The organism is Chitinophaga sp. OAE865 (assembly GCF_040546735.1).
In the GTDB taxonomy this organism is placed as follows: domain Bacteria; phylum Bacteroidota; class Bacteroidia; order Chitinophagales; family Chitinophagaceae; genus Chitinophaga; species Chitinophaga polysaccharea_A.
Window position 1 is genome coordinate 1123164 of sequence record NZ_JBEPOF010000001.1, and the last position, 17784, is coordinate 1140947.

22 protein-coding genes are annotated in these 17784 nt (G+C 45.4%); 12 read left to right on the forward strand and 10 right to left on the reverse strand.

Going from position 1 to position 17784, the window contains the following annotated elements; translation table 11 throughout:
* Positions 1–258 precede the first annotated feature (258 nt).
* From ABIE50_RS04725 to ABIE50_RS04735, 3 genes are all read left to right on the forward strand, one after another.
* Entirely contained in the window at positions 259–1230 is a 972-nt protein-coding gene (locus ABIE50_RS04725; RefSeq protein ID WP_209855337.1) for a M23 family metallopeptidase, read from the forward strand.
* Positions 1231–1519: 289 nt separating this feature from the next.
* Positions 1520–1888 carry a MerR family transcriptional regulator gene (locus tag ABIE50_RS04730; protein ID WP_227024430.1) on the forward strand — a complete coding sequence of 123 codons (369 nt, stop codon included), beginning with the start codon at positions 1520–1522 and terminating at the stop codon, positions 1886–1888.
* Positions 1889–1898: 10 nt separating this feature from the next.
* Positions 1899–2393 (forward strand): thioredoxin domain-containing protein, encoded by a 495-nt coding sequence (locus tag ABIE50_RS04735; protein ID WP_142684228.1) that lies wholly within the window; start codon positions 1899–1901, stop codon positions 2391–2393.
* A gap of 211 nt (positions 2394–2604) precedes the next feature.
* Here ABIE50_RS04735 and ABIE50_RS04740 read toward each other — a convergent pair whose 3' ends face one another.
* Both ABIE50_RS04740 and ABIE50_RS04745 read right to left on the reverse strand, forming a co-directional pair.
* The gene (locus ABIE50_RS04740) at positions 2605–3705 is read right to left on the reverse strand and encodes a mechanosensitive ion channel family protein (protein WP_209855335.1); all 1101 of its coding nucleotides are present in this window, start codon (positions 3703–3705) and stop codon (positions 2605–2607) included.
* A gap of 9 nt (positions 3706–3714) precedes the next feature.
* Entirely contained in the window at positions 3715–4860 is a 1146-nt protein-coding gene (locus ABIE50_RS04745; RefSeq protein WP_209855333.1) for an amidohydrolase family protein, read from the reverse strand.
* 97 nt (positions 4861–4957) lie between these two features.
* On the opposite strand from ABIE50_RS04745, the gene prfA reads away from it, so the two are divergent.
* The 3 genes from prfA (at position 4958) to ABIE50_RS04760 (ending at position 7687) form a co-directional block, all read left to right on the forward strand.
* On the forward strand, positions 4958–6022 hold the full coding sequence (gene prfA / locus ABIE50_RS04750) for a peptide chain release factor 1 (RefSeq protein WP_142684225.1): 1065 nt from the start codon (positions 4958–4960) through the stop codon (positions 6020–6022).
* Positions 6023–6194: 172 nt separating this feature from the next.
* Positions 6195–6782: a hypothetical protein gene (locus tag ABIE50_RS04755; protein ID WP_209855331.1), complete on the forward strand. Its 588-nt coding sequence runs from the start codon at positions 6195–6197 to the stop codon at positions 6780–6782.
* Positions 6783–7006: 224 nt separating this feature from the next.
* Positions 7007–7687 (forward strand): YiaD family glycine zipper/OmpA-like lipoprotein, encoded by a 681-nt coding sequence (locus ABIE50_RS04760; protein ID WP_209855329.1) that lies wholly within the window; start codon positions 7007–7009, stop codon positions 7685–7687.
* A 66-nt stretch (positions 7688–7753) separates the two neighbouring features.
* Here ABIE50_RS04760 and ABIE50_RS04765 read toward each other — a convergent pair whose 3' ends face one another.
* From ABIE50_RS04765 to ABIE50_RS04780, 4 genes are all read right to left on the reverse strand, one after another.
* The gene (locus tag ABIE50_RS04765; protein ID WP_142684223.1) at positions 7754–8143 is read right to left on the reverse strand and encodes a VanZ family protein; all 390 of its coding nucleotides are present in this window, start codon (positions 8141–8143) and stop codon (positions 7754–7756) included.
* Between the two features lie 96 nt (positions 8144–8239).
* Positions 8240–8620, reverse strand: coding sequence for a glycine cleavage system protein GcvH (gcvH, locus tag ABIE50_RS04770; RefSeq protein WP_209855327.1), 381 nt, complete (start codon positions 8618–8620; stop codon positions 8240–8242).
* 98 nt (positions 8621–8718) lie between these two features.
* Positions 8719–9381 carry a peptidylprolyl isomerase gene (locus tag ABIE50_RS04775; protein WP_209855325.1) on the reverse strand — a complete coding sequence of 221 codons (663 nt, stop codon included), beginning with the start codon at positions 9379–9381 and terminating at the stop codon, positions 8719–8721.
* A 9-nt stretch (positions 9382–9390) separates the two neighbouring features.
* Entirely contained in the window at positions 9391–9729 is a 339-nt protein-coding gene (locus tag ABIE50_RS04780) for a hypothetical protein (protein WP_209855323.1), read from the reverse strand.
* Positions 9730–9975: 246 nt separating this feature from the next.
* Between ABIE50_RS04780 and ABIE50_RS04785 the strand changes: the two genes are divergently transcribed.
* The 5 genes from ABIE50_RS04785 (at position 9976) to rsgA (ending at position 15168) form a co-directional block, all read left to right on the forward strand.
* Positions 9976–10977 carry an AAA family ATPase gene (locus ABIE50_RS04785; protein ID WP_142684219.1) on the forward strand — a complete coding sequence of 334 codons (1002 nt, stop codon included), beginning with the start codon at positions 9976–9978 and terminating at the stop codon, positions 10975–10977.
* A gap of 45 nt (positions 10978–11022) precedes the next feature.
* Positions 11023–11889: a DUF58 domain-containing protein gene (locus tag ABIE50_RS04790; RefSeq protein ID WP_209855321.1), complete on the forward strand. Its 867-nt coding sequence runs from the start codon at positions 11023–11025 to the stop codon at positions 11887–11889.
* Between the two features lie 23 nt (positions 11890–11912).
* Complete coding sequence (locus ABIE50_RS04795; RefSeq protein ID WP_142684217.1) at positions 11913–12908, forward strand: BatD family protein; 996 nt, start codon at positions 11913–11915, stop codon at positions 12906–12908.
* 28 nt (positions 12909–12936) lie between these two features.
* Entirely contained in the window at positions 12937–13947 is a 1011-nt protein-coding gene (locus ABIE50_RS04800; RefSeq protein ID WP_209855319.1) for a vWA domain-containing protein, read from the forward strand.
* Between the two features lie 285 nt (positions 13948–14232).
* Positions 14233–15168 carry a ribosome small subunit-dependent GTPase A gene (gene rsgA, locus ABIE50_RS04805; protein WP_209855317.1) on the forward strand — a complete coding sequence of 312 codons (936 nt, stop codon included), beginning with the start codon at positions 14233–14235 and terminating at the stop codon, positions 15166–15168.
* Here the strand turns inward: rsgA and ABIE50_RS04810 are convergent, their stop codons facing one another.
* The 3 genes from ABIE50_RS04810 to ABIE50_RS04820 are packed head-to-tail and all read right to left on the reverse strand — an operon-like array spanning position 15169 to position 16054.
* On the reverse strand, positions 15169–15312 hold the full coding sequence (locus ABIE50_RS04810) for a hypothetical protein (RefSeq protein WP_209855315.1): 144 nt from the start codon (positions 15310–15312) through the stop codon (positions 15169–15171).
* A gap of 9 nt (positions 15313–15321) precedes the next feature.
* Positions 15322–15471 (reverse strand): hypothetical protein, encoded by a 150-nt coding sequence (locus ABIE50_RS04815; RefSeq protein ID WP_209855314.1) that lies wholly within the window; start codon positions 15469–15471, stop codon positions 15322–15324.
* Between the two features lie 46 nt (positions 15472–15517).
* Entirely contained in the window at positions 15518–16054 is a 537-nt protein-coding gene (locus tag ABIE50_RS04820) for a gamma carbonic anhydrase family protein (RefSeq protein ID WP_209855312.1), read from the reverse strand.
* 52 nt (positions 16055–16106) lie between these two features.
* On the opposite strand from ABIE50_RS04820, the gene ABIE50_RS04825 reads away from it, so the two are divergent.
* On the forward strand, positions 16107–17327 hold the full coding sequence (locus tag ABIE50_RS04825) for an aspartate aminotransferase family protein (RefSeq protein ID WP_354027875.1): 1221 nt from the start codon (positions 16107–16109) through the stop codon (positions 17325–17327).
* 54 nt (positions 17328–17381) lie between these two features.
* Here the strand turns inward: ABIE50_RS04825 and ABIE50_RS04830 are convergent, their stop codons facing one another.
* Positions 17382–17774, reverse strand: coding sequence for a hypothetical protein (locus tag ABIE50_RS04830; protein WP_142684212.1), 393 nt, complete (start codon positions 17772–17774; stop codon positions 17382–17384).
* Positions 17775–17784 lie beyond the last annotated feature (10 nt).

Consider the following 17784-nt stretch of genomic DNA (forward strand, 5'->3'; position numbering starts at 1 on the left):
TAGAAAATTGACAATCAAAAGGTTGATGTTTTAATCTAATTACAGTAGGTTTGTGCGCCTTATTTTCCCGCCGTGTTAAAGGGAGTGCAAAAATATTGAAACCTGTATGATTATGCAAAACAGGTTGTGTTACCCGGCAAAAATAGTTCAGTGGGAGAAGAAACGCCAACAATACCCATCCATAAGTTTGTACCTCGTGAAATAAATCTGCTGTCATAGCGTTCACTGCACTATGGCGCATAAAGTACACCCTGGTGCATGAAGAAGGTTAAATATTTTTATAATACCCAAACATTAAAATACGAGAAGCTCGTTGTTTCTCTGCGGGTAAAAATCCTGAGAATACTGGGATTTGTATCTGCGGCTATTGTGACCGGGGCTATTTTTCTTTCCGTAGCCTACCGGCTGGTAGACTCCCCAAAGGAGAAATCCCTTCGCCGGGACCTTGAAGGTATGAAGGAAAAATATGATGCGTTGCAGGGGCGGATGCGGGAAGTAAAGGGCAAACTGGCGGAACTGGAAGAACGTGACAATGAAATTTACCGGGTCATATTTGAGGCCTCCCCCATTCCCGACAGTACCCGCATGGGTAAAGTAAAGCGGGATGAAGAAGCGGCACAGCTGCAATCCTTTGCCAGCAGCGAAATCATCGCCTCCACCTCGGTATTGCTGAAAGAACTTGATAACCGCGTAAAGGCACAGGAAGCATCTTACAATGAAATTGATAAGATGGTAAAGAACAAGCAGCAGATGTTGGCCTCTATTCCTGCTATCCAGCCGGTATCCAATAAGGATCTTAAACATATTGCCTCCGGTTTCGGGTACCGGATCGATCCTATTTATAAAACCATGAAGTATCACGCCGGGCTCGATTTTGCGGCGCCCAGCGGTACTCCTATCTATGCTACCGGCGACGGCACGGTGGAAGAAGCCAGCCTGAGCGATGTGGGTTACGGCAACCACGTGATTATACGGCATGGATATGGCTATAAAACCCTTTACGGGCATATGCTCCGTATGAAGGTCAAAGCCGGGCAGGCTGTTAAGCGCGGCGATGTACTGGGTTGGGTAGGAAGTACCGGTAAATCGACCGGGCCTCACTGCCATTACGAGGTGATTAAAAACGGAGATAAGGTAGACCCGGTATTCTTCTTCTTTAATGATCTCACCCCGGAACAATTCGACAGGATGCTCAAAATGGCAAGGTCAGGAAACCAGTCGTTTGACTAAATCTGTTAGCTTTTAGCTGGTTATAAAGTTTCAGGATGTTATCTTAACCCAAAAAATGAGGGGGGAATGCTACAAGCTACAAGCTAAAAGCTTAACTTCATCTTTGTAAAAGATATTTGTCACCTCGTTTTTTACTACGATGCACCAGCTAGACCTTTTTTCGACATCTGGAGTACCGCATCCTGCCGAAGCTGCGGTAACAAGACCAGTTAAAGTAAAAGCAAAGGCCAGCAGCAAGAAGGCTGCCGTAGCAACCACCATACCTGGGAAAAAACGAGGGCGTAAATCATTGAAAGAGTTATCGGAGGACCCGGATCTGATTATGGAATTGGACAAATTGGTATTGGATAAACAGTATTATTCTATCAGTGAGGTAGCAGCCATGTTTAAGGTGAATACGTCGCTGATACGCTATTGGGAGAATGAGTTCGATATACTGCAACCCAAAAAGAACCGGAAGGGCGACCGCCTTTTCCGGCAGGAAGATATTCACCACCTTAAATTAATCTACCACTTACTGCGCGAAAGAAAGTATACGATAGAAGGAGCGAAGCAGAAACTAAAGGAAGATCATAAGCTGGCCGCCCGTAATTTTGAAATGGTACAGGCTTTGCTAAAGGTACGGGGTTTCTTAACGGAACTGAAAGATCAATTATAAAAACAACATTATGAGATTGAAAACATTACTATTGGGTGGTGGCTTGTTATTCTCGACCCTGGCCTGGGCTCAAAATGAAACAGTACTGAAGGGTAAGATAGATATGAAAACACTGATGAACGATACCTCCACAACGTGGTTCTACAAAGGTGTAAACAGCTACCAGCCTAACGACAATATGCTGAACTATATCAAAACCAACCGCGCCAATTTCAATATGGTAGTGGTAATGGGAACCTGGGACAATACCAGCCGCGAGGTGGTGCCAGCCTTATATAAAGTGATGATCACCGGCGGCAGCCCTGATGAGCAGATCACGATGTTTGCGGCAGATAAGAAACTGCAAACTGATGCACCGGTAGATTATAAAATAAAGAAGTTACCCACCATCATCGTATTCAAGGATGGTAAAGAAGAAGGCCGTATTGTAGGCGCTCCAAAAGAATCAATTGAAGCCGACATTTCCCGCATCCTGCTGAGCAGCACGAAGAAGGAGAAAGAATAGTGTAGCGGATCGCCTTCGGCGATTGTCTTGGAACACTGATTATGATGATTTGTTTGATTTAATCATATTGAATTCTAAAGAAATAAGGGAGATAAAAGTAGGTAATACTTTATCTCCCTTATTCATTTATAAACAAAAATTAAAATCCGCAAATCATCATAATCATCATAATCAGTGTTCCAAGACAATCGCCGAAGGCGATCCCCTCAGCTCACCGCATGTCGGTGAGCGTCACACTGGTGGAAGTACTCGGCAGTTTGAGCCCGCGAGCTTCCAGCAGTTTTATTACATTCAGGTTAACCGTTTCCCTTAACAAGTTATACTGGGTGCCATCAATAATATAGGTGTTGAAAATGATCTGGATCACATAGGTATCTTTGGTAAAGTCGTTCAGGTTCACCGTAAAGTTTTCCAGGATGTTAGGATTGCTGCCCAGCATATGCCGCACATCCTGAAGGAACAACAGGAGGGTTTCCGCAGGAGTTTCCGTTCCCAGCTCCAGTTTCAGGGCCACCCGCTGCTGTGTGCGCAGCGAAAGGTTATCCAGGATACTATCCACCATTTTTTTATTGGGAACTGTTACAAATGTTTTTTCCAGTGTTCGGATGCGTGTACTGCGTAACCCGATTTTTTCCACGGTTCCCTGCCATGAATCTACCTTAACGTTATCGCCTACACGGAATGGTTTATCAAAGAAGATGATAAAGGAGCCGATCAGGTTTTCTATACTTTCTTTTGCAGCCAGTGCCAGGGCGGCAGCGCCTATTCCCAGACCTGCAACGATCTTTTCTACCAGCCCCGGTCCGAACAGGATACGGATAAAGGCGATGGCGCCCATAATGAACACAATGGCCTTGAAAAAATCGCGAAAGAAAATAATGAACTGGTTATCTGTTTTATCTTCCGTAAGATCCGCTTTCTTTTCCAGTACAAGGGCAACGAAATCGATCAGCCGCAACATGATCCAGATAATGCTCATGCTCAGCGCCAGGTTCAGTATAGTATTGGTTACATCGTGCAGGGTGGCCTTATTGTAAATATGGACATTAAGGATCTGCGGAAATGTAAAGCGGTCGATGGTAAGCATGAAAGTAACGAGCAGGAAAAAATATTCCAGTGGGCGCAGCAGCAGGCTGATAAAATCTTTTTCCTCGATTTGCGGCGACCAGTGCCGCACCAGCCGGAACAGGATGGTGGCCAGTCCTTTTGAAATATATCGTTTGATAATAAATACAAACAATAAAACACCGATCAATATCAGGTAGTCCTGTACAGGGTTGTCTAAAATTACTTTGTTTAAAAAATCGTTCATAAGTTACAGCTAAATAATTCTACTGCTTTCCTGGTTAATCAATATTACGCCTGGCTTGCTGCCGGGATTAAAAGTACCATAGGTATCCTGTATGCTCAGAGCCTTTGCGCCATTAAATGTAGCCCATTGCAGTATTTCTTCCAACGGAATTTCCGGAAAATGCCGGCGGATGGTTTTTATTTCTTCCCAGATGGATAAACAGTGATTGGAAGCCAGGCTATCGGTGCCCAGGGTGATATTGCATTGCAGTTGCCTGAACTGTTGAATATCCGGTAAACGGTTCTCGATGTACAGGTTGGCCTGGGGACAAAGGCACCACCAGGTTTCTACAGGTTGCTGCTGCGCAAAGCGAATATCGGCTGCATCGGTAAAGGTATTGTGTACCAGCAGGATCTTATTCCGGGAAAAGTAAGGAAGATAGGCTTGCAGGCTGTTGGTACCAGTAGGCTGAAAGCTGCTGATATCCATCCCGAAATGCTGGTAAAAAGACAGGAATTCTCCTGTTTTCTGCTGGTATAATTCATTCTCCGACGGTGTTTCCTGGTTATGAATGCATACCGGCGTATTATCCGGGGTACCAGCCAGTAACCCGAATAAAGTATTGCTGACGGAATAAGGTGCGTGCGGCACAATAGAACAGTGGTGATGGGATCCGTTAATTTCCCGGAACGACGCCAGTACATCCATGCTGTATTGATAACGGCTGTCGGCGCCGGCAGGCGCTACACCCATACATTCCACAAAAGTGTGGTAGTACATCCTGGTCTGCTGTTTCTTTACCATGGTGGTCGTACCGTTGCTGATATCACCCACCGCGGAAATACCGCTTTCCCACATCTCCTGTTCGGCCCTGTCGATAATAGCGTTATAGTCGCCGCCAGCCAGGTGCCTCGATTGCATTACCTGTGTGAGGAAGGCAGGCAGGCCGGTTTTTTCGGGAATCACACCTTTCATATGGGATAATTCCAGGTGACAATGGGTATTTACAAATCCCGGGCACAGTATTCCATCCAGCTCCCTGACATTTTCACCGGCGTCGGATTCGGCTACAATGCCCGCTACTATGCCATCTTCATTAAGTATTAATACTTTCCCGGGACCCAGCAGATGCGTACCGTTAAATATATCTTTTCCCTTTAATTTGATCTGTTTCAATTACCTGCTGTTTAATTAAGTTAATGGTGTTAATTTTGCAACCCGATTGGCAGTATCATTTCCGGTTGGAAAGGGTACTCAAAAGTCAAATATAATTATGATAGACAAACTGGAAGCTATAAAAGGTCGTTTCGAGCAGGTATCGATGGCGCTTACCAACCCCGAGGTTGTTAGTGATAACAAAAAATTTGGTCAGCTCAGTAAAGAATACCGGCAGCTGGAAAAGATCGTGAAGGCATATGACGCCTACCGTAAATTGCTGGACAATATTGCATTTAACAAAGAAGTGCTGGACAGCGGCGATGATGAAATGCGTGAACTGGCCAAAGCCGAAACAGAAGAACTGCAGGAGCAGAAAGGCGCCCTTGAAGCCGAGATCCGTAATCTGCTGATTCCAAAGGATCCACAGGATGAGAAGAACGCCATCCTGGAGATCCGCGCCGGTACAGGCGGAGATGAAGCCAGTCTTTTTGCCGGTGACCTGTTCCGTATGTACCTGCGTTTCTGTGAGCTCAAAGGCTGGACCACCAGTTTGCTGAGTGAAAACCCCGGATCTGCAGGCGGCTACAAGGAAATAGTGATGGAAGTAAACGGCGACGATGTATACGGTACCCTGAAATTTGAATCCGGCGTGCACCGGGTACAGCGTGTACCGGCTACAGAAGCCTCCGGGCGGGTGCATACCTCAGCAGCAACGGTAGCAGTATTGCCGGAAGCGGAAGAAGTGGATGTGGATGTACGGGAAGCAGATATTAAAATGGATACTTTCCGTTCCTCAGGTGCGGGCGGCCAGCACGTAAATAAAACCGAATCGGCTGTTAGGTTAACGCATATCCCTACCGGCGTAGTGGTAGAGTGCCAGGAAGGGCGTAGCCAGCATTCCAACAGGGAAATTGCAATGAAAATGTTACGGACCCGCATATACGAAGCAGCGGTACGTAAACACGAGGATGCTATTGCCTCCCAAAGGAAAAGTCTTGTATCTACGGGCGACCGCTCCGCCAAGATACGTACCTACAATTATCCCCAGGGCCGTGTGACGGATCACCGGATCGGGATGACAGTCTACAATATGGACGCCTTTATGAATGGCGATATTAAGGATATGATAGACGCCCTCCAGTTCGCCGAAAATGCAGAGAAGCTGAAACAGGGCAGTTAATAATCATTGATTTTGATTTTGTGGAAGGATAAGAGCTGTCCCCTGCTGTTATCTTTCCACAAAATTCCGGGCAGCTTAATTTGTAATCACATAAAATATCCTACATTTAGTCAGCGGTCACAGGCCGTGGCACTAAAAGAAAACCTTTTCTTCCCCTAAAATTATCATCAAAATGTTAGAGCAATTAATGGACCTGGTCCGCGAAAATGCCCAGGGCGCTGTGGTAAACAACCCTGCAATTCCTAACGAACAGAATGAAGCCGTAATAGGTGCGGCTACTTCTTCCATTGCATCAGGTCTGCAACAGGAACTGGCAAGTGGCAATACTGAAGGAGTGTTGTCTTTACTGGGAGGCGCCAATAGTGATACTTCCAGTGCTAACCCGGTGGTGGGAAACATATCCAATAACTTCATAGGAACGCTCCTGGAAAAATTCCACCTGGATAAAGGCACCGCCACACAACTTGCGGCTACCCTGATCCCAACTGTATTAGGCTCCCTGGTTAATAAAACAAAGGACCCCAATAACAGCAGTTTCAGTCTGGATAGTATCCTTAATTCACTGACCGGCGGCTCTGCGCAGGGGCTTAACCTGAACGGTATACTGGGCGGACTGTCTGGCGGCCTCGATAAGAACGGCGATGGCCAGGTAAACCTGGAAGATTTGAAAAGCCTGCTATCCAACGGCGCCCAGCAGCAGCAACAACAGGCGGGCGATGGTGGTGGAATTGGCGGATTATTAAAAAACCTGCTTGGGTAATCTTTTTCGCTACTTCATTGTTATATAGTCGTATACGTTACTTTTCTATGCGCAATTATTGTTATGTGATTTATGGCTGCAATTTTTTTATTGCCTGTTTACTTCTACTTATCAATATGTTGTGACTCATAAATCAACTTGGCAAGTTATTTGATTACAAGTTTTTCAATTAATTTTGTCAATGGAATTAATGCGAAAAAACCTTCATGTCTAAATTTATTATGATGAAAAAACTCAATGTTCTGATAGCTGTGGTCTTGTCAACAACCATGTTCTTCAGTTGTAAAACCTGGCAGGGTATAGATAATACTAAAAAAGGCGCTGCCATTGGTGTAGGTGGCGGAGCAGCCGCTGGTGCAATAATTGGTAAAGCAGCCGGTAACACTGCATTGGGAGCTATTATTGGTGCTGCATTAGGTGGTGCCGGTGGTGCTTTGATCGGTAAGAAAATGGATAAACAGGCCCAGGAAATAAAGACCGAGGTGCCAAATGCGACCGTAGAACGTGTGGGTGAAGGTATCAATGTAACATTTGATGCCGGCGTTTTATTTGGCTTTGATAAATCCAACCTGTCTGCCGTAGCCCAGGACAATATCAAACAGCTGGCGGTTATCCTGAACAAATATCCTGACACTTATGTGCGTGTGGAAGGTCATACCGACGACAAGGGTACAGATGAATACAACATGGGATTGTCTGAAAGAAGAACTAAAAGCGTAATGGCTTACCTGGAAGCGCAGGGTATTGCAAAGAGCCGTATCCAGGGATTCTGGTATGGTGAGTCACAGCCTAAAGTACCTAACGATTCAGATGCTAACCGCGCCATTAACCGCCGTTGTGAGTTCTCTATCTTTGCAAATGATAAAATGAAGAACGACGCGAAGAAAGAGGCTGGTCAGCAGTAAAAAAATAATAAGAACACTTATTTCTCATAAGCAGATATATTCCCCCCTGGCTACAGGGGGGATTTTTTATTTATCCTTGTTAAAGAACAGGTAAACAACAATTTTGAATACCCATACTCCGGCAATAGCGCCTAAAGTGTCTGCAACTAAATCATACATATCAAAGCTGCGGCCTATAGCCCAGTATTTCTGGATAAATTCAATTGCAAGGCCATAACCTGCTGCCAGCAAAACCAGGAGCACAAGTGTGGTGGTGGAGATGTGTTTCTTTTGCCAGTAAATAGCAAGGCTCAGGAACAGCACGATGCCGCCGAAAAGGCAGAAGTGAACAAACTTATCAAAATGGATCCTGTCAAGAAATGAGTTGGAGGGAATATCCTTCCCCGGAAGGGTACACAAAACAAGGATCAGGATGATCCATAAAATAGCTGGTGTATAATATCTCAGAAGTTTCATGATCCTTTTTTAGTAGTAGTAAAAAGGACAACAGGCTTACCGTTCAATAACGTAGCCTGTTGTCCTTGCTTATATAAAAGATTATTTTGGTCAGAATTATTCACCCACCAGCGCCTGGTAAGCAGCAGCATCCAGGAGCGCTTCCACATCAGCCGGGTTGGTAACGGTAACTTTCACCATCCAGCCCTTGCCATACGGATCCTGGTTTACCAGCTCCGGAGAGGCTTCCAGCTCAGGATTCACTTCATTAACGGTACCTGCAACAGGCATAAACAGGTCGGACACTGTTTTTACTGCTTCTACTGTGCCAAATACTTCTTCGGCGTTTATTGTTTTGCTCAATGAGTTGATATCTACAAAAACGATATCGCCTAATTCGCGTTGTGCAAATTCAGTGATGCCGATGGTAGCTACATTACCCTCTAATAAAACCCATTCATGATCCTTTGTGTAACGCAGGTTTGACGGAAAATTCATATCAAGTTTGATTTTGAGCCGTAAAAATACAGAAACTATTATGATTTTAACGGCGGGCTATCGTAAATTTTGACTTTCTGCCGACATGCCATTTTTCTCTAGAAGAACAGCCATTTCTTCACAATACGGATTTTCATAGGCACGTCCTGAAGAGGCCTGTCGTGGCTATCGGTTTTGAGCGCTGCAATTTTATCGATCACTTCCATGCCTTTGATCACCTGGCCAAATACGGTATAGTTTTGATCCAGGTGAGGGCTGCCTCCTGCTGTTTTGTATACCTGCCGCTGGTCTACCGGTATTTTGCGGCCTTTCAGCCTTGTTTGCTCCAGCTTGTCCAGTTGTTCATCAGTAAATACTTTGCCTTGCACAATGTAGAACTGGCAACCGGAAGATGCTTTGTCGGGCCGGTCTTCCCGGGCCGCAGCCAGTGCGCCTTTGCGGTGAAATAAATCCAGCTGGAATTCCGGTGGAATGGTATACCCCACATCGCCGTTACCCAGTGTATCACCCGGAAGGGCATGTTTGGAATCAGGATCACCACCCTGGATCATAAAGTTCCGGATAACACGGTGAAACAGGGTGCTGTCGTAGAAGTGTTGCCTGGCCAGCTTTATGAAGTTGTCGCGGTGTTTGGGCGTTTGGTCATACAACCGGATAACCATGGTGCCATAGGGAGTAATTACTTTTACTTTCCGGTTTTTGGCAGCCGCCAGGCTAACAATCAGTAAAAAAAGGGTACTAAGGAGTAACAGTTTCTTCATATGGGTGTATTATGCTTCTTCATGACCGGCAAAGTAAGCAATTACATGCTCTTTCAGGAAGATTTCCTGTTCGGTCATTTCCATTTTTGGAACCGGCTGCGTTTCTTTGAAATGCGGCCATCCGTCTTTATCGTAGCCATCAAGTTCAAAGTAACCACTCTGGCTTAGCAGCGTGCATACAGCCACGTGCATCAGGTCCTGCTTTTGTTCTTTGGTATATTTCTTCTTTAAATTATTTATTTCATTTACGCCGATGAGAAAAAGAATAGCTTCCATATTGGGCGTTTTACCAAACCTTTTGGTAAGCATCTCTTCTACAGGTTTCCAGCGCTTCTCAAAATCTTCCATATTGCTGTTACTTTTAAATGATGAGCGTTTTTGCCAACGCCTTATTCCCCGCAAAGGTACGTTATAGGGAAAAATATTATATAAATATGCCGGGCTTTATTAATTTAGGCAGCGCCGTAGAATGATTATTTAGCGGGAATGAGCCATAGTAGCAAGTTTAACAGCATTTTAACGGCCCATTCACATAGTGATAAGTTTTATTTGACCAGAGAATGTTTATTTTAGCACACCTGAAAAATTATTAGCATGGAAAATACATCGTCCGACATCCGGCAACTGAATGAGAAGATCCACCAGGCAAGCGCTTTCGTGGACCTGCTCACAATGGAGTTAGGTAAAGTAATTGTTGGCCAGCGTTATATGGTGGAAAGACTGCTCATCGGTTTGCTGGCCCAGGGCCACGTACTGCTGGAAGGCGTACCCGGTCTGGCAAAAACCCTGTCTATCAAGTCCCTGTCATCCGCTATCAACGCGAAATTCAGCCGTATCCAGTTTACGCCCGACCTGCTGCCTGCGGATGTGATAGGTACCATGATCTATAACCAGCAAAAGAATGAATTTGTAGTACGCAGAGGTCCCATCTTCGCCAATTTTATCCTGGCAGATGAGATCAACCGCGCCCCGGCAAAAGTGCAGAGCGCCCTGCTGGAGGCTATGCAGGAAAGACAGATCACCATCGGCGATACCACTTTCAAACTGGATGAGCCTTTCCTGGTACTGGCCACCCAGAACCCGATTGAACAGGAAGGAACTTATACCCTGCCGGAAGCACAGGTAGACCGTTTCATGCTGAAAGTAGTGATCGGGTACCCTACAAAGGAAGAAGAAAAACAGATCATCCGTCAGAACCTGAACCCGGAGCTCTCCACGCCTATCCGTTCCATTATCCAGCCTTCAGATATCCTGGAAGCACGTAAACTGGTAAGGGAAGTATACATGGATGAGAAGATCGAAAAATATATTCTTGATATCGTTTTTGCCACCCGTAACCCGGAAGACTATAAACTTAATAAACTGAAACCGCTGATCGCATATGGCGGTTCTCCAAGAGCCAGTATCAACCTGGCCTGGGCTGCCAAAGCCTACGCTTTCATGAAGCGCCGTGGCTATGTGATCCCGGAAGATGTGCGTAATATATGCTTCGACGTTATGCGTCACCGCGTAGGCTTAACCTATGAAGCAGAGGCAGAAAACGTTACCAGCGAAAATATTCTGAGTGAGATCCTGAATGCAGTGGAAGTTCCATAGCAGGACCGGTCATTTTCCGTAATTAGTAACTCAAAATCTTTCCCATTGGATACGGCTGAAATATTAAAAAAGGTAAGGCAGATAGAGATTAAGACGAAAGGGCTTACCAACCACATATTTGCGGGTGAGTATCATAGCGCCTTTAAAGGACGTGGTATGTCGTTCAGCGAAGTAAGGGATTATCATTTTGGTGATGATGTAAGGTCTATCGACTGGAATGTAACAGCCCGGTTCAACCACCCTTTTGTAAAGGTTTTTGAAGAAGAAAGGGAGCTTACCGTAATGCTGCTGGTGGATATGAGCGAAAGCTCCTCTTTCGGCACCAAAAAACAGGATAAACGCGACCTGATCACGGAATTATGCGCTGTACTTGCTTTTTCTGCCATCAAAAATAATGATAAAGTGGGCGTTATCTTTTTCAGCGATGGTATGGAAAAGTATATCCCGCCTAAAAAAGGTAAATCACATATTCTTTTCATTATCCGTGAGCTGCTATCGTTTACGCCTAAACGAAAAGGAACAAATATTAAAGAGACCCTGCGTTTCTTTAACAACGCTACCAAAAAACGGAGCATCGTTTTTATGCTGAGCGATTTCTTATCAGGAAATTACCAGGACGCATTGAACATCGCTGCAAAAAGACATGATGTGGTAGGGGTACAGGTGTATGACCAGCGCGATAAAGAACTGCCACCGGTAGGCCTGATCCAGGTAGCAGATGCTGAAACCGGCGCCACCCAATGGGTGGATACCAACGACCGCAGGGTGCGCCAGTATTATGAACAGCAATTTCTTCAGCATTCACAATATTGCAAAAATGCGTTTATGAAAAGTGGCGCAGAATTAGTGAGCGTACGTACCGACGAGGATTATGTGAAAGCGTTACAAACATTTTTCCTGAACAGGGCATAGATATAAAGGAGAGCAAATTAAACATGTATAAACAACAAGTTATAAGGCGTATATTTTTATGTTGCATACTGGGACTGTTATTTCCCTTTTCCCTGCTGGCACAGCAGGCAGTGGATGTAACCGCTAAAGCAGATACCAACAGTATCAGGATAGGCGAGCAGATAAAACTGCAGCTTACCGCCAAGCTTACAGCGCAACAGTTTAAAGACGCCAACTTCAAAGTGCTCTTCCCGGTATTACCTGATTCACTGGATCATTTTGAAGTGGTAACCCGCTCCAATCTTGATACACTGGTAAACCAGGATCAGCATATACTCCATCAAACTTATACTCTTACCAGCTTTGATTCCGGCCATTGGGAAATTCCCCCGATGCACTTTGAAGTTTTCAGCGGCGCCAATGCCACTGCCGACTCTGCAGTGACCCTGCCTATAGGGATAGATGTAAACACCGTGGCGGTAGATACCACCAAAGCATTTAAGCCTATTAAATCGATAAAGGGTGTTGCCTGGAGTATATGGGATTACTGGCTGTATATTGTAATTGGCGCAGCAGCTGTGCTTATTATAGGTGGGCTGATATGGTATTTCCGCACCCGTAAAAAGCCGGAACCGGTTGTAAAAACGCCGGTTGTTTCTCCTTACGAAATTGCTGTCCGCGAACTGAGAACATTGAAAGAAGAGAAAGTTTGGCAACAGGGCGATATCAAGCAATACTATACCCGGTTAACGGATATTTTGCGTACTTACTTTGAGCACCAGTTCAATATTGCTGCCCTGGAGCAAACCAGTGAAGAGTTGTTGCAGAATATTAAACCGGTAACTAAGCTGAACCAGCAAAGGGATAAACTGCGTTCATTGCTGGCAATTGCAGATCTGGCAAAGTTCGCCAAACTGCAACCCACGGCAGATGAGCACACAGAATGTATGCAGAAGGCCGAAGAAATCCTGGAATGGACCAAGCCGAAAACAGGACCTGCAGAGGAAACCGGTGCGGATACAACCCTGGAGAAAGCATAAAGTCAGCATGGATCTTAATTAAAAATTGATGAATTTTTCAACCTGGAAAAATATTGAATTTGCCTACCCGGCTTTCCTGTGGCTTCTGCTGCTGGTGCCGGTACTAATATACTGGTACTTTGCACGGCGTAAAGGCCGGCAAAGCGTAATGATGGTATCTTCCATTGAAGGTTTGAAAGGATTGCCGGTATCCTGGAAAATACGTTTCAGGCCCTTATTGCTGGTGCTGCGTATCCTGGCGGTGATTGCGCTGATTGTAGCCCTGGCGCGGCCACAAACCTCCAACACTTCTGAAAGTATCGACAGTGAAGGGATTGATATTGTAATGGCGATCGATATTTCAGGCAGTATGCTGGCGGAGGATCTGCAACCCAACCGGATGGAAGCAGCCAAGCGGGTAGCCACCGATTTTGTGGATAAACGTATCAGCGACCGTATCGGCCTGGTGGTGTTTTCCGGCGAAAGCTTCACCCAATGCCCTATCACCACTGATCATGCGGTACTGAAGAACCAGATCATGCAGGTGAAAAGCGGTATGCTGCAGGATGGTACTGCTATTGGTATGGGCCTTGCTACTTCGGTAGACCGCCTGCGCAATAGCCGGGCAAAAAGCAAAGTGATCATTCTCCTTACAGACGGGGTGAATAATACCGGCCTTGTAGACCCGCTCACTGCACTGGAAATTGCCAAGGCATTTAAGATCCGTGTATACACTATCGGCGTAGGTACCATAGGTAAAGCCCCATTCCCTATGCCGATGTCTGATGGCAGCGTACAAATGGTAATGCAGGATGTACAGATCGATGAACCACTCATGAAAAAGATCTCAAAGGAAACCGGTGGTAAATATTTCCGGGCCACCAATACCAATGATCTGAAGAGCATCTACAATGAAATTGACCAGCTGGAAAAAACAAAAGTGGAGATCACTTCTTATAAGCGTTTCGCAGAACATTTCTTCCTGCTGGCAATGATTGCTTTAGGCTGCATGCTGCTGGAAGTTGTACTGCGCTACACACTATTCAAGAGCCTGCCTTAGCGGAGGGGGGGGCGCCTTCGGCGCTGTTAAATTGTCTTGGAGCAGGATTACGCTGATTATGCTGATTTTTCTGATTTGATTTTTGGATTTATAAATGATTAAGGGAGATAAGAGCGAAAATGTCCGCTTATATCTCCCTTAATTATTTTTTTAAAAAAAAACTCAAAAATCAAATCAGAAAAATCAGCATAATCAGCGTAATCCTGCTCCAAGACAATTTAACAGCGCCGAAGGCGCTCCCCTCCGCAAAAAAAAAATTCGCGTACCTTTGGGCATCTTATAAATATGCAAGCAACAGTATATAAATCAACGGGAAGCTGGTATGTGGTAAGAACCGCTACCGGCGAAACTTTCCAGGCCAGGATGAAAGGTATTTTCAAAAAGAATGAAGATATCACTTCTACCAATCCTATCGCCGTAGGCGATGTAGTGGAAATTGTGGAAGATGATAGTGATGCTAACGCCAAGAATGCCATGATCACGGAAATAGGTTCCCGGAAAAATTATATTGTGCGCAGTTCTCCCCATGGTAAAAACAAAAAACATATAGTAGCCGCCAACATGGACCAGGCAATGCTGGTGTGCACGGTAAAGGAACCCCGTACTTCGCAGGGCTTTATTGATCGCTTCCTGGTTACTGCCGCTGCCTATCACATCCCCGTGATACTGGTTTTTAACAAACAGGATATTTACAGGGAAAAAGAAATCGAAAAGTTTGAAGAAATGGAAGCGCTGTACAGCGATATCGGTTACCAGGTATTATTAATTTCCGCTACTAATGGTGAGGGTGTAGATGATGTAAGGGCGCTGCTGAAAGATAAAACCACTTTAATGGCAGGGCATTCCGGTGTAGGGAAATCCTCCCTGATCAATGTACTGATGCCCGGACTGGAGCTGAGGACCAAAGCTGTAAGCGGATGGAGTGGCAAGGGGTTGCATACCACCACCTCTGCTGAAATGTACGACCTGCCTTTTGGTGGCTGCCTGATAGATACTCCCGGTGTAAGGGAATTTGGAATTGTAGATATTTCAAAGCCGGAGCTTTCCCACTATTTCCTTGAAATGCAACCCTATATTGCCCAATGCCAGTTTAATAACTGTTTGCATATCAATGAGCCCGGCTGCGCCGTAAAAGCAGCAGTAGAGGAAGGGCATATTGATGCCGACAGGTATGTGAGCTACGCTACCATCCTGGAAACCATTGAGGAAGAACAATACTGATCAGCCTTTTCCCGGTTTGCCTAATTCGTCCAGCACTTTTTCAGCGCCCCAGTTACGCCTGGGTTGGGGACAGCCTTTTTTTTGTGTTCTGCAGGCGGTAAAGGCAAGAATAGCCATCAGGGCCAGTAGAATAACCTTACGCATAGGATAGGTTTAAAACAGGCGCATTTGTTTGCCCGCCTTACGGTTTTGTTGCTTGATGTCTTTTGTGTAGTAGTTGGAAGCGGGGCATCCTGTTTTTTGCGATGAACAGCTGGCAAACAGGATACTCCCCGATATCAGCAGGCATACTGGTATTTTCATAGGAGGATATTTGCCTGCAATATAACGTTTTTCTATAACATGAACATTATGGTTCCTTTACTTCCTCTGCATGCTGATACCAGGATGCGTACATGCTGTAGTTTTTGGAAATACGGTTAATCTCCCCGTTGATAAGGGCCATGTCAATATCCTTCACTTTACGGGCAGGCACACCCGCGTAAATAGTGCCTGGTTCCACGTGTGTGTCGCTAAGCACAACGGCGCCCGCAGCAATAATACTGTTGCTGCTTACACGGGCATTATCCATCACAATAGCGCCCATACCCACCAGCACATTGTCTTCAATAGTGCAGCCATGAAGTATGGCATTATGGCCAATAGACACATTATTGCCTACTATTGTTTTTGTTTTCTGGTAAGTACAGTGAATTACTGCACCATCCTGTACGTTCACGTTTTCGCCGAGGCGGATACTGTTTACGTCGCCGCGAACAACAGCATTGAACCATACCGTGCAACCTTTACCCATTACTACATCCCCTACTATGGTAGCGTTAGGGGCCACGTAACAGTCTTCAGGAATTTGAGGAGTAATTCCGTTCAGTGGAATAATGTGCGCCATAATTAAATGTTTTAGTGCTTATATTACAAATATAACAATTACTAATTAGCAGTTGTTTTCTAACTTCGCAAAGAACAGCGTAGTTAGTGATATGAATAACAGGCAACTTTTTTTGCAGCATGTAGCACAAACCTCCGATGCCCCTCTGGCACTGGAGATAGTGAAGGCGGAAGGCATGTATATGTGGGATGTGAACGGAAAACGATATCTCGACCTCATTGCCGGTATCAGTGTATGTAATGTAGGGCATTGCCATCCTGCCGTTGTAAAGGCTATCCAGGACCAGGCGCAACAGTATATGCACCTGCTGGTATATGGCGAATTTGTGCAATCGCCCCAGGTAGCCTTTGCCAGCCTGCTCACAGAGCACCTTCCGGAAAACTTAAACTGCGTATACTTTACCAACTCCGGCGCCGAAGCTGTGGAAGGCGCTATGAAGCTGGCCAAGCGATATACCGGCCGCCATGAAATAGCGGCCTTTAACCGCAGTTATCATGGTTCCACCCAGGGCGCCTTGAGCATCCTCGGGGATGAATACTGGCGCAACGCCTACCGGCCCTTGTTGCCCGGGATTCAGCACCTGGAGTATAATGACTTTGCATCATTGGAATTAATAACAGAAAGAACTGCAGCGGTGATCGCGGAAAGCGTACAGGCAGAGGGCGGCGTAATAGTACCACAACGGGAATGGCTACACGCTTTGCGGGGAAAATGCACTGCTGCAGGCGCACTGCTGATACTGGATGAAATCCAATGCGGTTTTGGGAGAAATGGAACACTATGGGCTTTCGAACAGTTCGGTATTGTGCCCGATGTTTTATTGCTGGGTAAAGCACTCGGTGGAGGTATGCCTCTGGGCGCTTTTATTGCCTCCCGCGATATTATGTGGACGCTGACCAATAACCCTGTATTGGGCCATATCACAACGTTTGGCGGGCACCCGGTTAACTGCGCCGCAGGCCGCGCCGGCTTCCAGGCATTGCTTGACCAGCACCTTTTGCCAGAGGTGAATGCGAAAGGACAATTGTTCCTGGATCACCTGAAACATCCGGCCATAAAATCAGTGCGTTCGCTGGGCTTAATGATGGCAGTGGAGTTTGAAAGTTTTTCCGTAAATAAAAAGGTGATCGACTATTGCATCAATAAAGGCGTGCTTACAGACTGGTTCCTCTTTGCCGCCGAATGCATGCGTATTGTACCTCCGTTGATCATTACGCCCGAAGAAATTAAATGGGCCTGCAGCATTATCTGCGAAGCAGCAGATAATATATAACTATATAACTATATAGCAAGTTTGACTAAATAGTAAGCATTCCTTACTATTGGATCAGGAATTCAATCTGCTGAAAGTAAGTGTAACCCGTTTGGAAAATAATTCTATGGCATCATTTCCGAGAAAAGATAAGTAGTAATAATATTTTCCCTGTGCAGTTATTTCGTGAAGGTTATTGTTGTACTTAAATTTCCCCCGGTAAAACTGATCAAGGGTACTGCTATCTGCGGTTCTTTCCGGGTGAATGGAAAAACTGGTGATAGTTGCCTGGTGAAACTCGGCGATGATTTTAAAATCGTCGTTTGTAAATCTTAACTGTAGCAGTTTTTCTTCAGGGTCCAGTTTAATTTTTATGCATTGATAATCATTATGCAGATCATAATAGTTACCATCTATTTCTCCCTGCAGGATGCTTTCAAATAACGGGGTATGTGTTACATCTTTCATGACCAGCAGG